Annotated in this window: 13 protein-coding genes; all 13 read left to right on the plus strand. The window is 62.1% G+C overall.

Features of this window, described 5'->3' with window-relative positions:
- Positions 1-5 precede the first annotated feature (5 nt).
- Positions 6-1,322 carry a plasmid replication protein RepC gene (repC, locus tag B6V73_RS18630; RefSeq protein ID WP_088726103.1) on the plus strand — a complete coding sequence of 439 codons (1,317 nt, stop codon included), beginning with the start codon at positions 6-8 and terminating at the stop codon, positions 1,320-1,322.
- 144 nt (positions 1,323-1,466) lie between these two features.
- The gene (locus B6V73_RS18635; protein WP_088726104.1) at positions 1,467-2,561 is read left to right on the plus strand and encodes a Fic family protein; all 1,095 of its coding nucleotides are present in this window, start codon (positions 1,467-1,469) and stop codon (positions 2,559-2,561) included.
- Between the two features lie 331 nt (positions 2,562-2,892).
- The gene (locus B6V73_RS18640; protein ID WP_088726105.1) at positions 2,893-3,378 is read left to right on the plus strand and encodes a hypothetical protein; all 486 of its coding nucleotides are present in this window, start codon (positions 2,893-2,895) and stop codon (positions 3,376-3,378) included.
- Positions 3,379-3,418: 40 nt separating this feature from the next.
- Positions 3,419-4,357: a zincin-like metallopeptidase domain-containing protein gene (locus B6V73_RS18645; protein ID WP_088726106.1), complete on the plus strand. Its 939-nt coding sequence runs from the start codon at positions 3,419-3,421 to the stop codon at positions 4,355-4,357.
- Between the two features lie 23 nt (positions 4,358-4,380).
- Positions 4,381-4,590, plus strand: a complete 210-nt coding sequence (locus tag B6V73_RS18650; protein WP_088726107.1) for a DUF6330 family protein — start codon at positions 4,381-4,383, stop codon at positions 4,588-4,590.
- 87 nt (positions 4,591-4,677) lie between these two features.
- Positions 4,678-5,067, plus strand: coding sequence for a DUF3768 domain-containing protein (locus tag B6V73_RS18655; RefSeq protein WP_088726108.1), 390 nt, complete (start codon positions 4,678-4,680; stop codon positions 5,065-5,067).
- A 156-nt stretch (positions 5,068-5,223) separates the two neighbouring features.
- Positions 5,224-7,206, plus strand: coding sequence for a ParB/RepB/Spo0J family partition protein (locus B6V73_RS18660; protein WP_088726109.1), 1,983 nt, complete (start codon positions 5,224-5,226; stop codon positions 7,204-7,206).
- A gap of 74 nt (positions 7,207-7,280) precedes the next feature.
- Positions 7,281-7,874 (plus strand): regulator, encoded by a 594-nt coding sequence (locus B6V73_RS18665; protein ID WP_088726110.1) that lies wholly within the window; start codon positions 7,281-7,283, stop codon positions 7,872-7,874.
- Between the two features lie 102 nt (positions 7,875-7,976).
- Positions 7,977-8,630, plus strand: a complete 654-nt coding sequence (locus B6V73_RS18670) for a hypothetical protein (RefSeq protein WP_075777222.1) — start codon at positions 7,977-7,979, stop codon at positions 8,628-8,630.
- 124 nt (positions 8,631-8,754) lie between these two features.
- On the plus strand, positions 8,755-9,081 hold the full coding sequence (locus tag B6V73_RS18675; protein ID WP_088726120.1) for a type II toxin-antitoxin system PrlF family antitoxin: 327 nt from the start codon (positions 8,755-8,757) through the stop codon (positions 9,079-9,081).
- Positions 9,078-9,596: a type II toxin-antitoxin system YhaV family toxin gene (locus B6V73_RS18680; RefSeq protein WP_088726111.1), complete on the plus strand. Its 519-nt coding sequence runs from the start codon at positions 9,078-9,080 to the stop codon at positions 9,594-9,596. The genes B6V73_RS18675 and B6V73_RS18680 overlap by 4 nt, the downstream gene beginning before the upstream one ends.
- 147 nt (positions 9,597-9,743) lie before the next feature.
- Complete coding sequence (locus B6V73_RS18685) at positions 9,744-9,896, plus strand: StaA (protein WP_075777220.1); 153 nt, start codon at positions 9,744-9,746, stop codon at positions 9,894-9,896.
- Between the two features lie 102 nt (positions 9,897-9,998).
- Positions 9,999-14,261 (plus strand): strawberry notch-like NTP hydrolase domain-containing protein, encoded by a 4,263-nt coding sequence (locus tag B6V73_RS18690; protein WP_088726112.1) that lies wholly within the window; start codon positions 9,999-10,001, stop codon positions 14,259-14,261.
- The last annotated feature ends 113 nt before the right edge of the window (positions 14,262-14,374 follow it).

Genomic DNA, 14,374 nt, shown 5'->3' on the forward strand with positions numbered 1-14,374 from the left:
CAGTCATGCCTCAGAACGGTAGAGGTGTATCTAATTCCAACCAACTCTCGGGATGGCGCAAAGCGACGGTCGGACTGGCGGTTGCTGAACAGCACGCTCAGGCTGGTGAAAGAGCAGCCGTACCCAAGACACAGGCCTTTGTCGCCGTGAAACGCGTTGGTGCGCATATAGGCCTCAAGGCTGGTGACATGCTGCTTCTCGACACGCTTGGAGCCTTCACACAAGCCCAGGACTGGGAGGAGGGACAGCGTCCGATCGTCTGGGCTTCCAACTCTTATCTGATGGAGCAAACAGGCTTCTCGCTCTCGGCGCTCAAGCGCCATGCCCGGCGTTTGGCCGAGATCGGCGTGATTGCCTTCAAGGACAGCCCCAATGGCAAGCGGTGGGGCCACAGGGACGCTGACGGTCGTATCATCGAGGCCTATGGCTTTGATTTATCGCCGCTGTCGGCCCGCGCCGAAGAGTTTGAGCATCTGCATGCTGAACTGCAGGCTGAACGTGAACTCTGCCAGCGCCTGAAACGCCAGATCACAGTTGCGCGCCGAATGATCCGCGCAAGGATCGAAGCGGCCCAGGGGGGCGCTCTGAGTGGCCCCTGGACACAGCTCTCAAGCCTCTTTGAGGATCTTCTGGACCGCTTGCCACGTCGGAACACGGCCTCTGAGGCGCTTGAGCGGCTCCTAGGTTGGTTCAGAGAACTTCAGGAGCGTGTCGAGGCGACCTATCTCAAGGCAGTTCGAGCGGAGGAAGTTGTGGAAAACATGCCGGCAACCACTGAACAAGAGCCTAAAGAGACTCAAGAAATGGACCCCAGGGAGGTCATTTCTGAACCTCATATACTAATTACAACTCAACTAAATCCTGTAACCTGTAGTCGCTCAGAAACTGAGCAAGCGGCGGCCGTGGTGCCAAATGCGCCACCGGAAGAGAAGGTCGATACGGAGCTGGAAGACTGGGTGGTTGAAACACGTAAGAAACGTGGTGCAGCGCTTGATTTGCCGACTGTGATGCAGGCTTGTCCTGAATTCGCGTCCTGGGCCCGCAATATGGGCGGGTATTTGAAGGATTGGGGCGATCTGCATCGGGTTGTCGGGCAGCTCAGGCCGATGATCGGTGTCTCAGAGCACGCTTGGAACCTCGCTCAGGACCGTCTCGGGCCCCAAGTCGCGACAGCAGCGCTCGTTCTCACGTTTGACAAGCATTGCGCCGGCGAAGTGGCGTCTCCGGGTGGATATCTGCGGGGTATGGTCGAGAAGGCTGGGGCAGGGGAGCTGCATCTCGAGCGCAGCTTCTATGGCCGGTTGAGCGGACAGGCGGCGTAATGGGAAGGGAAGAAGGTGTCCCGCGTTTGAAGTTCCAGGTCGAGCACGCGGAGATTGCCGCTCTTATTCTCCGCACCCTCTGCGGTGCTTACAGTTGTCTTGCGGAGATTATGCCGTATAATCTCCGCAAGGAATGCGTAAAATATGACCTACATTCACGAACTCCCTGATTGGCCCCAGTTTACCTGGGACAAGGCCAAGCTGTCGTCCCAACTTGCTGCGGTCCGTCACCGCCAAGGCAAGCTCTTGGGGCGCATGGAGGGTCTTGGCTTCGATCTTCGCAACGAGGCGATGCTCAGAACACTGACCAGTGATGTCGTGAAAAGCAGCGAGATCGAGGGGGAAACGCTCGACAATGATCAGGTTCGCTCATCTATCGCAAAGCGGTTGGGTCTGGAAATTGGCGGACTGATCCCGTCTGATCGCCATGTTGATGGAGTTGTCGAGATGATGCTGGACGCGACCCAAGCGTATCACCAGCCACTGGACGCGGAGCGTCTGTTCGGCTGGCATGCGGCTCTCTTTCCAACCGGGCGAAGCGGAATGACTCGGATCAGGGTAGGGGGGTGGCGTGATGGTCCTATGGAGGTTGTATCAGGACCTTATGGCCGCGAACGCGTGCATTTTGAGGCGCCGGGCGCTGAACGGTTAGACCCTGAAATGGCGCGCTTCCTGACTTGGTTTAATCAGTCCTCCGAGGCGGATCCCGTCATACATGCCGCCATCGCTCATCTGTGGTTTGTCACCATCCACCCCTTCGATGATGGCAATGGGCGCATAGCGCGCGCGATCGCAGACATGGCCTTGGCGCGATCGGAAGGCAGCGCCCAGCGGTTCTACAGCATGTCGACGCAAATTCGGCAGGAGCGGAGCGACTATTACGACATGCTCGAGAAGACGCAGAAAGGCGGGATTGATGTCACGGCGTGGCTCGTTTGGTTCCTGGCTTGCCTGGACCGCGCATTCGATGGTGCCGAGATCATCCTTGAGGCCGTGTTCCGGAAGGCGCGGTTCTGGGAGAAATACGGAGCGGCGAACATAAACGACCGTCAGCGGGACATGCTCAACCGCCTGCTGGATGGATTCGAAGGAAAGCTCACGACGTCGAAATACGCGAAGATCGAAAAGTGCTCACAAGACACGGCCTATCGCGACATCCTCGATCTCATCGACTTGGGCGCACTGGCGAAAGATGAGGCGGGTGGACGTAGCACAAGCTATTCCCTGACAGCGATTTAAAGAGGCTTGTCAGAGGCGAAGCCCGAAACGCCGACTGCAAGGAAGTATCAGCCAAGTACCGGTGAGGTTTGCCGGTCTGTGAAGAATACTAAGCCTCTGATAAGGTTTGATAATCATCAGGTTCCATCATTTCTTTGCCGATGTACGTTGCCGATCTTGAGGTACAGAGTGCGGTGAAGGTGATCAGTGGAGCTGACGGCCTTGGAAATCCTCGGCCTGTGCTTCCGGGTTGGCAGAAAGGTAAAGTGGCCTTCGGGTTTTGTGACTGACGGATGAGGGACCTTGGGGTGCCTCGGACGGGTCCGGGCCGGGTTCCGGTCTGCCGTTCCGGATGAAGGTTATTCCCATGCAAACAGGTGTCTTGCGCGTGCTGCGCGCGACCGCTGCCTCTTGGTGGCGGCACAGAGAGCTGCGCCGAACCGGCGAGAAGGAGCTGGCACGGCAGCTCGAGCGGAAAGCCGTTCTCCGCGATCTCGGCTATCTCAAGCAGGCCGCGTCATTGCCAAATGCGCATGTGATCTGTGGAGGCGGTGGGACATTCCTCCATCTCGGTTGGACCACCGTGTCGTCCTTCGCGCCGATCGAGCGCTTTCCCTTGGCCTCTCTTGCGGTCGCACGAGGGACGCCCTTCATCGATATCCGACCCGTCACGGATGTCATTGCGTTCGCCAACCTGCCGCGGGTGGCGCGGGACGGATCTGTCGACCCTGACCTTTCAGGTGCCGGCTGGCCCGTCTCGCTGACCACCTACGTCGACATGGTCGAAGCCCTCGGTGCCAGGATCGCCAACGATCCGCGCCCCCGCCAGTCAACCTGATCACCATTCCCTCTCACCAACACTCGAAAGGAGGCCAGCCATGGCCCGATCCCGCACACCCAAATTCGACGCCTCCGAGGTCATCACAAACGAAATCATCCGCATCATCGAGCGCGGCGTCTTGCCGTGGCGCAAGCCATGGACCGCAGGTGGCAGCTCTCGCCCCCTGCGCGTGGGCGGCGAACCCTATCAGGGCGTGAACAACTTCCTGCTGACCATGCGCACCGTGATGGCGGGGCACAGCTCGCCCTTCTGGATGACGCTGCCGCAAGCCAATGCGTTGGATGCGAAGGTCCGCAAGGGCGAGAAGTCCTCTGTCGTCGTTTACTACGGTCAAAGCCGGAGGGACGCCGGCGGCGAGGATGACCACGGGGAGAGGGATGATCGCTCCGAGGAGGCCCGCGTATTCCGCTTCCAGAAATCCTACCGCGTGTTCAACGCCTGCCAGATCGATGGCTTGCCCGACAGCTTCTTCCCCGACCCGGAGCCCGTGCCCGAGCATCCGCCGTCCGAGCCCATCCCGCACATGCAGGCGTTTTTCGATGCTATCGACATCACGACTGTTTTCACGGGAACAGAAGCCTACTATTTGCCGCCCGTGGACAAGGTCTTCATGCCGTCGATCGCGCGGTTCGAAAACCCGCGGAACTTCTACGGGGTCTGGGCGCATGAGCTGGCCCATGCCACGAAAGCCCCCCATCGACTGAACCGTGATTTCGGGTTCTCGAAGTTCGGCAACACCTCCTATGCGCGCGAGGAGATCGTCGCGGAATTGACCTCGGTTTTCCTGGGTCAGACGCTCGGCTTCACGGCCCATACGCTCGAGATGAATGCCGCCTATCTCCACAACTGGTTACGGGTCCTTCGGTCGGACAAGGGTGCGATCTTCAAGCACGCCGCGGATGCGCAGCGCGCCTGCGACTATCTGATCGCCAGATCGGAGACGGGCAGGGCAGGGCGCAGTGCCGAGGCCGCCTGACCACACGGAGAACGGAGACTCGCATGTCACGCAAGGAACCCAAGACGCTGCGGGTGGCCTGCTTCGAAGACGGCGGCCGCAAGATCATCACCTTCAAACGCGGTGCCTATTGGTGGAGCGCGTCTGAGGGCGCTTATCCGCTCTCGGCGGCACTTGAGAGCATCAAGGACCAGGGCGGCTGGATCGAAACCATCCCCAACCCGAATTACAGACCCAAGGGGCTGTTCGGGTAGGGCACCTTCTGCTTCGGTTCCTCCGCCCCGCGGAAAAGAAAAAGCAGGCTTTGGGAAGGGTGTTTCAACTTCTCAAAGGAAAGACCCATGTCCATGACCGTTCAACCCCAGTCAGACCGTCCGGATCCGACCGTGATCGCGGCGCAGAACGACGCGTTCCGCAAACTCGCGTGCCTTGGAGTGCCGCCCGCGCAGCCCATCCAAGGCCGGATGCATGTTACCCGTTCGCTCATGGAGGCTGGTGACGGCTTCATGGCCGAGGCGGTGAAGGCGACCGGGGAGTTTGATGTGTTCGAGCCCGAGAACGACCCGGAGGGATGGCATGATTTCGGGTCGGTCACGGTCCGCGGCGAGACCGTGTTCTGGAAAATCGATCTGTATGAAGCGGATTCCGACTTTCGCTACGGAGCCGAGACCCCGGACAACCCCACGACCACCACGCGCGTGCTGACCATCATGCTGGCGCGCGACTGGTAGAAGGGCAGGGGACTCCTCCCCGACATCTCAGGCAATGAAGGCCCACCGACCCCTCAAAGGGAGAGTGGGCCTTTTGTCCTTTTGATCCCCGAAGCCGGGGATTGGTCACGTGCGTGAACGCGCGGATCTCACCATACCCATCGAAAAGGACATCCCATGACCGCAAGCTTCAAACCCGTCTCCGTCGCCATCGGCGATCTGACTGCCCATCCAGCCAATGTGCGTAGCAACTCCCCGGAAACCTACGACCCCGAGAACATCGCCCATCTGAAGGCCAGCATCGCCGTACTGGGCCTGCTCCAGCCGCTCCTTGTCCAGAAGCTCGACGGCAAATATGCCGTGCTTGCCGGTGGCCGGCGCCATGCCGCGCTGAAAGAGCTGGTCGCGGACAAGGCCGTCAAGGGGTTCACGGCGAAAACCAAGGTGGACTGCCGTCTCGTCCGGGACGACTGCGACGTCACCACGGCCTTGTCGCTCGCCGAGAACATCACGCAAGCCCCGATGAACGCGATTGACGAGTTCGAGGCCTTCGCGCGGATGATGGAGGTCGATGGCCAGACCCCCGAGACCATCGCCAGGACCTTCGGCACCACAGTCGCTGCCGTGAAAGGCCGCCTGCGCTACGGTCTCATTCATCCCGACATTCGCGCGGCGGCTCGCGCGAAGACAATCACACTCGACACGATGAAGGCCTTTGCTGAGCATCCGAGCCAGGAAGTGCAGCGCGAGGTCTTCGAGGCGCTCACCAAGGAAGACAGCTACTTGCAGGCCTACACCGTCCGTCAGGCGCTCAAATCGCGCGGGGTGCAGGTCAGCGACGACATCGGTACCTTCGTGCGCGAGGAATACGAGGCCCGCGGCGGAGCGATCGCGGCCGATCTCCTGGAAGAGCATTCGGTGCTGGAAGACGCTGCGCTGGTCGAAACCATCCTGCTCGAGAAGCTCGCGGCCGCCGCCGAGGAGGCCCGCATAAAGCTGGGCTTTGCTTGGGCCGATTCGGTGGTCCGCTACGATTACGCGACCATGGCCGACTATGGCCGAGTCTATCCCAGCCCGATCGAGCCGGATGAGGCGAGCCAGAAGCGCATCGATGAGATCACCGCCGAGCTTGAGAAACTGCAGCTCGAGATGGAGGATGAGGGGCTCGAAGACGATGCCTACAATGCCCTTTACGAGCGCGTGGACGCTCTGGAAGACGAAGCGCGCGATCTGCAGGAGGCCTATAGCGCCGAGGACCTCGCGCGGTCCGGGGTGATCGCGTTGTGGCAGGGTGGAAAGATTATGCTCCATATCGGCCTCGTGCGCCCCGAGGACACCGTGAAAGAGGAGGGCGCGCGCGGTTCGTCGACCAACACCACCGGAGAGGAGGCCCCCGACGCTGGCGAAATCACCTACCCGGCCTCGCTGGCAGAGGACCTCAAGACCGAGCGGGCCATGGCCCTTGGCGCCGCAATGGCGCTGCATCCCGAGGCCACGCTCGATCTGACGCTCTTCAAGCTGGTCAGTGATGTTCTGGCCAGCGGTATGAGCGTCACGCAGGCGATCAAGATCGATGTCCGCAAGGAATACCGCAGCCATGCCAAGATGGACGAGATCGACGCAACCTCGCTTGAGCAGGTGGCGGCGGCGCATGATGCGCTGGACCTCTCCTGGCTCGATGACACCCGGTCCCCTGCTGATCAGTTCGCGGCGTTTCGCGCGCTGGAGGCAGGCGAGAAGGCCAAGCTCGTCGCGTATGCCGCCGCAAGCACGACGCAGTCCTGCTTCGCGCGGGACCGCCAGCGCGACAGCCTGATGCATGACTTCGAGATCGAGATCATGCCCGATATCCGCGCGCATTGGACGCCGAATGCGGCGCTCTTCAACCGCTTCAAGAAGGCCTGGCTGCTGAAGATCCTCGGCGAGGATCTGGGTCTCGCCCAGGAGGCTGTGACGCTGGCCTCGTCAAGCAAGAAGGAGATCGTCGCCTTCTGCGACAAGCTTTTTGCCGAACCCTTCGCCACGCTCACAGATGCGCAGCGCGCTGCCGTGGCCGCCTGGTGCCCGCCGATGATGCAGACCGCCGGTGTCGCCTGTGATGAGGCGGAGCCCACTGCGGAAACCCCCGAGCCTGACAGCGAGGTCGCGCAAGCGGCCTGAGCCATCATACGACCCGCGCAAGCCCTTCCGGCCGCGCGGGTCGATCCTCTCATACCCAACGGAAAGACATCCCAATGGCTATTCTCAAGTTCTCCGCTTCCGCTGTCGCAGCGCAGATCGCACATGCGCGCGCCTGCAAAACCTTCCTGCCCAACTGGAACGGACCGGTGGACAGGCCGGCCCTGATCCTCATCGTCGGCAATGGTGTGCATCTGCGCTCGAACGGGATCGATGGCAAGACCACCCGCATCGTCACCACCGAGCAGGCGGATCCGTCCTTTGCTTTCGCCGATGGCATGAACCCGTTTCGGGACACAGATTGGATGGCGCAGCGTCGCATGGCGTTTCGCGATCTGACCGGCCAGTTCTACACCGACATCCTGGATGACGTGCAGGTGCTCATCGACCGGGGGCGGGGTGCGATCCGGCTCGCCACCGATGGCCACAGTATCCGCGTCTTCGTGCGCCGGGCCTCGGATTATCTCATCGGCGGGACCTACGAGGTGCCCTCGGGCCTCGGCGGCACCTTCCGGGTCATTCTCAAGGATGCCTGCGACACCTTCGCAATCGTGCAGAACGCTGGGAACTGCGAGGATTTCGACGCCATGCAGCCCTACCGCGTGCCGCTCGATGCGCTGATGGAAATCGATGACCGGAGGGCGGCTTAACGCGCCCTTTCTCAAACAAGCATCGCCAATACCCTGCCGGGCCTGCGGCCCTCTTGGGACATTGGCGACAACAATTTTCCCTACGAGAGAAAGGACTCTGAAATGGGTTGGCTCTTCTACACCGACGGCCGCGTCAAATCCTACGCGGATGAGAAAGCAGAGATCACCCGGCTTTGCACCTTTGAGGGCGACACGCGCAAAACGGACCTGGTCAAGGCCTGTAAGGTCGGCTCCACCTGGTATGCGGCGGCTAGGGTTACCAATCGCGATGGCACCCCTGTCGAGGACGCGACCTATGTCACCGATCCTGACGGCTCGATCACTTTCGCCGCCGTCTTCCTCACCGCCTACGACGATGGGTGTTGGGGCTACAAGGATATGGAGGAAAGCGCTGGCCCGAACGCGTCGCGCGCGCCCCTTGCGCTGATCGAACTTCTCTCCGACCTGAAAGACCCGGACAGCTACGCCCGGGACTGGCGCCAGCGCTGCCGGGAATGGGCTTCGATCCCGAACTACGAGGAAGGCGACAAGATCAAGCTCGCAAAACCGGTGACGCTCACCGATGGCAGCACCTGCCAGATCGTCACCGTGACGCACTACAGACGCGGGCGGCAAAAACGCCGCTGCTACCGGATCGAGGAAACCGGCGGGCTCGTACGCCTGTCGAAAGCGACGCTTTCCAGCTCGGAGCTGCTCAGCTCCGCGAAAGGTGCTGCTAGCCAGGTGCTGGCGGAGTATTTCGCGGGGCGAGAATAGGTGCTGCGCCGGACGGTTCATCGACCTGCCGACGACAGCAGATCCTGCGGCTTGCCTTGACAAGGCAATGCAAATGCATTACCTATCGCAGGAAGCAAAGACCCTTTTCTTTCAGGAGACTGCCATGACAGTGCTCACACAAGATGTCTCGAAGCTCACGGATCGGTATCAGACAACCGTGCCGGCAGGTGTGCGAAAGCAGCTCAAGCTGGGCAAGGGCGACCAGATTCGCTACTGCACCGAGCCGAGTGGCAGGGTCTATATCGAGCCCGTGCGCAGCGACGAGGATGATCCCGCGCTCGGCGCCTTTCTCGATTTTGTCGAGGCCGATATCAAGGCGCATCCGGATCGCATTCGGGCGTTCGATGGGGCTTTGCATGGCCGTCTTGCAGCACTGGTCGGAGACGTTGACGTCGATCTCGATGCACCGCTATCGCTCGAGGATGAATGAGCGGCGATAGCGTGCCCGCAGGGGCGCCCCTTGTCGTAAACGGATGGACGATTTATGCGCATCCGCTCTTTCTGGACCAGCTCGAAGGGCTGATCCTGGAGCTCGAGGCGCGTAAGGCTCGCGATCCAAAGACCTGGCGCAAGAAAAATTCCGCGAAACGGCTGGCCGCCATCTTCAAGCTGGTGACCGAGGCCATACCGGCGGACCCGGGTGCCGCCGCCTTCCGGCAAGGCGGCACACTCGGCGATCACCGCAAGCACTGGTTCCGGGCGAAATTCTTCCAGCAGTATCGGCTGTTCTACCGGTTCAACAGCGATGCAAAGGTCATCGTGGTGGCCTGGGTGAACGACGACAAGACCCTGCGCGCCTATGGCAGCAAGACGGATGCCTACGCGACGTTCAAAGGGATGCTGGAAGATGGCAACCCACCTGAAAATTTTGACGCGCTCTTGAAAGAAGCGGCGGCGGCGGACAAGCGGTTCGAGACGTCTCTTGAAGCGGCGACCGATCGGTAAGTGGCCCCGTTAGCTGTGAACCTTACGGCCTTGCCGTTTACGGCACCACTGTGGGTGATGTAGCATCGACCCATAGTATAGTCGGAGAAAGCGCAATGGACCCAACGGGTAAGGAACAGCCGCACCTCGGTTTCGAGGAGCATTTCCGTGGCGGCTGATGTCAATTCGTATGACGCGTTGTTTCGCGCGCAGGTACAGGCCGCGCTGGAGGATGCACGTACGGGAACATCTCAGGTTAAGGTGATGCAGGCCGCACAGGCATTGATTGATGCGAAGCGGCAGATCGAACCCAAGTCCTGACCAAGCCTTGGAGGTCAGCGCGGTCTGATCCCGTCACCCTGAAAAGCGAAAGTGGGCTTTTTATCCTTTGGAACTCAGACCCTGATCCAAAGGAAGATCCCCATGTCCAGGCCCAAACCAGCAAATCCGGCTCTCTCAATCTCCGACGCTAATCTCGTCTCTGCGCTGGCGCAAATCGGCGCGGAGGTCGACCACCTACCCCTGCGCAGCTCAGCGCTCGCGCGCATCATGCGCGAGTCGTTTCATGGCAGCGATGCTGGCGGCGCCTGGGACTGGCGCATGGCCTATGACCTGATGCAGGCAGCCGCCATTCAGATGCTGCTACGTGGGGACGGCGCGGCAGGCGACATCGCCGTTGCAAAGCTGCTCGCCTCGCGGCTTCTGACGGAAACACGCCGGTCGGAGCAGCAGATCCGGCTGCAGCAGTTTTCCACGCCGCTGCCATTCGCGGCGTTGGTCATACGGGCCGCGGCGATCCGCAAGGGCGAGACCGTGCTGGAGCCGTCCGCCGGCACTGGTGCCCTGGCCGGTTTCGCCGCCCGGGCCGGTGCCACGCTTTTGCTCAATGAAATCGACCCCTTTCGCCAGCACCTCCTGCGCGCGGTTTTCGGTGGCGAGGTGACGGGCCATGACGGCGAGCATATCGACGATCTGATGCCGACACCGGTCCTGCCTGACGTCGTGGCGATGAACCCGCCCTTTGCCTCCTCGGTCGATCGCTCGCGAGACAAGCACACCGCTGCCAAACATCTCATTGCGGCTGCCAAGCGCTTGGCACCCGGTGGCCGGCTGGTGGCGATCATGCCGCAGGGGTTCAGCACGGAGCGCGATGCCGCGCATTGGTCCCGCGCCTGCGGTCTCCTGACGCCGCGACTGGCCTTGACGATACCGGGGCAGGTCTACCGCAAGCTCGGCACAACTGTGGAAACCCAGCTGATGGTCTTCGACAAGGTGCAGGAGGACGGCGAGATGATCCGCGCCGCGGTTCAGGATCTGGAGGAAGCCCTTCCTTTTGTTGACACCGTGGCCGCAAACCGGCCTGAGACGCGCCCCGTCCAACGGGCGGCGACAAACCCTCATGCGCGATCGGTCGGTCCACTACTTGTCACGCGCAAGCGCCCAGTTGCCAAAGTTGCGGCGTCCAACGCTCAGACCAACGCCGCCATACCGCTCACTTTCACAAGCCTTGAGGCCCCGCGCGACAACACGCCCGTCTCGGACATCTATGCGCGCTACCGTCCGCAGCGGATCGAGATCGCGGGTGCGCAAGAACATCCCACGCCGCTCGTCGAAAGCATCGCCATGGCCTCGGTTGCCCCGCCCATGCCCTCAAACACGGGCAGTGATGACTTGCGTCTGCCCGCCAGGCTGATCGAGGAGGGACATCTCTCAGAGGCGCAGCTCGAAACCATCATCATGGCGCATGATGCCCATGTGCGTAACTTGCCAGGTCGGTTCACCATCGATGACGACCAGACCAAGCTGACGCGCGCCGATGATGACCCGGATGCACGGGCCTATCGCCTTGGCTATTTCCTCGGCGACGGCACCGGTTGCGGCAAGGGCCGCGAATGCGCGGGGCTCATTCTCGTGAACTGGCTTTCCGGGCGCAGGAAGGCGATCTGGGTCTCCAAATCCGCCACGCTTATCGAGGACGCGATCCGCGACTGGACCGATCTCGGCGGCTCGCCTGCCGACATTCAGCCACTTTCCAAATGGAAACCCGATCAGCCCGTCCCGATGGGCGACGGAATCCTCTTCGTCACCTACGCCACGCTGCGGTCCGCGGGCAAATGCGGTACCACGCGACTGAGCCAGGTTCTCGACTGGATGGGTGAAGACTTCGAAGGCGTCCTCGCATTTGATGAAGCCCATGCCATGCAGAATGCGGCAGGGTCCGAGCAGGGCAGGGGGGTCAAACCCTCCCAGCAGGGCCTTGCTGGCCTGCGGCTGCAACTGGCAGCACCCCGCGCTCGCGTCTTCTACATCTCGGCCACGGGTGCCACGAGCGTGCACAACCTGGCCTATGCCGCGCGGCTCGGACTCTGGGGGCAGGGCCCCGAATACCCCTTCCCAAGCCGCGAGAGTTTCGTCTCGGCGATGGAGGCAGGCGGTGTCGCCGCCATGGAGGTAGTGGCGCGCGATCTCAAGACGCTCGGCCTCTACACGGCGCGTGCCCTCAGCTTTGATGGGGTGGAGTATGACGTGCTGGAACACGCGCTCACCCCGGCCCAGATCGAGATCTACGACGCCTATGCGGGTGCGTTCCGGACGATCCACCACAATCTTGAAGCTGCGCTGACAGCCACCGGTGTCAATGACGCCTCGGGGGAGACCAATGCCTCGGCCGCACGTGCCTCGGCCAAATCTCGCTTCGAGAGCACGAAGCAGCGCTTCTTCAACCATCTCCTGATGGGCATGAAGGCACCGACCATCATCCGCGCGATCGAGGATGATCTGGCAACGGGCCACGCGTGCGTCATCCAGGTGGTTTCGACCGGCGAGAGCCTGCTGAAACGTCGGCTTGAAACGATGGACGCGGAAGACGAGCTCGTTGAGGGTGCCTTGACGCCGCGCGACTATGTTCTGGGCTACCTGGAACAGGCCTTCCCGATCCATGCGCAAAAGCTGGTCGAGATCGACGGTAACATGGTGGCGGAACCCTTGCGGGATGAGACCGGCGCGCTCGTTGTCTCGCGCGAGGCGCTCGCCCTGCGCGATGCGGCCATGATGGAGTTGATGACGCTCGCCCCGATCCCCTCGGCGCTCGACCAGATCCTCTGGGCCTTTGGCGACGAGGCCGTGGCAGAAGTCACGGGGTGGTCGATCCGGCCCCTCAAGGCCGAGGATGGTCATCTCTTCATCGAAAAGCGCGCCGCCAGCAGCAATTCGTCCGAAACCCAAGCCTTCATGGACGGCGAGAAGGATATCCTTATCTTCTCCGATGCGGGCGGGACGGGCCGATCCTACCATGCGGCGCAAACGGCGAAGAACCAGAAACGGCGGCGGCACTACCTGCTGGAGCCCGGCTGGCGCGCCGATGCGGCCATCCAGGGGCTTGGTCGCACGCATCGCTCGGCTGAGGTCAGCGCGCCGTTCTTCCGGGTCTGCACCTCGGATGTGCATGGCGAGAAGCGCTTCACCTCGACGATCGCCAAACGCCTCGACCAGCTGGGGGCGCTCACCAAGGGCCAGCGCGAGACCGGCTCGCAGGGCATGTTCCGCGATGAGGATAATTTGGAAAGCCCGATCGCGCGAGCGGCGCTGCGTGGGTATTTCGCCGATCTTGCCGCCGGGCGGGCCGAGGCGATGAGCTACGAGAGCTTCACCGACTGGACAGCCCTGCGGCTGATCGACAAGGACGGCGTGCTCCTTGAGGAGCTGCCGCCGATCCAGCGGTTTCTGAACCGGGTGCTGGCGCTTCCCATCCACATGCAGAACGCGCTCTTTGCCGAGTTCATGCGCCGGATCGCTTATCAGACCGAACGGGCGCGCGCGGCGGGCACGCTCGATCTCGGCGTCGAAACCCTGCGCGGTGAAAAGATCGAGCAGGTTTCCACAGAGGATCTCTGGACCTGCCCGAAATCCGGTGCGGTCACGCGGATCATTGGGCTCGAGGTCACCGATCCGGTCCATGTGCTGTCGGCAGATGACGCCCTGTCGCGCAATCCGGACAAGCTGCCCATGGTTAATCGCGCCTCCGGCCGCGCGGCGCTCATCTCGGCGCGGCCCATGCAGATGTACGACGAGGATATCGTCACCCTCATGCGCAAGACCGTGCGGCCCAACGGGTCGAGCTATCTTGAAGAGGTGCGGTTCGCGTCCTCGGCCTGGGAAGATATCGGCAAGCCTGAGTTTGCAGGGCTTTGGGATGCCGAGGCCGCATCCCTGCCGAAAACCACCACGACCAAGCTCTACCTGCTGACCGGGCTGCTGTTGCCGATCTGGAAGGACATTCCGACCACGAATGAACGCATCTACAGGGTCACGCCCGACGGGGCGACCGCCATGATCGGGCGCACGCTGAGCGAGGAAGGGGCAGCGGCCTTGCGCGCCCGCTTCCTCGTCTCCAACCCGCAAACGCCGCAAGAGATGCTGACTGCCGCCCTCGGCACCACCGCGCCGGTCGATCTGGGCCGGGGTCTCACCCTGACCCGTCGCCGTGTCGCAGGCGAGATGCGCCTCGAGCTCTCTGGTGCGGATCGGGGGATGATCGAGGGCCTCAAGGCCCTCGGCTGCTTCACCGAGATCATCGCCTTTCAGCTGAGGGTGTTCCTGCCGCATGGGAACGGTGTCGACACGGGGAGCATTCTGGCCCAGATCGTGGGTCAGGGGAATGCCAACACGGCAGACCAAGCCGCCTGAAAAGTCAAAGTGGGCTTAGGGTGGGGCGTCGCGGATCGGGATTTGACCGGTCTGCGCGTTCGAGCCGCGCGCGGGCCAATGCCACGCCCGGCCCCCCCAACATCTGACAAGAG

This window comes from Thioclava sp. JM3, from assembly GCF_002213185.1.
GTDB classification, from domain to species: Bacteria; Pseudomonadota; Alphaproteobacteria; order Rhodobacterales; family Rhodobacteraceae; genus Thioclava; species Thioclava nitratireducens.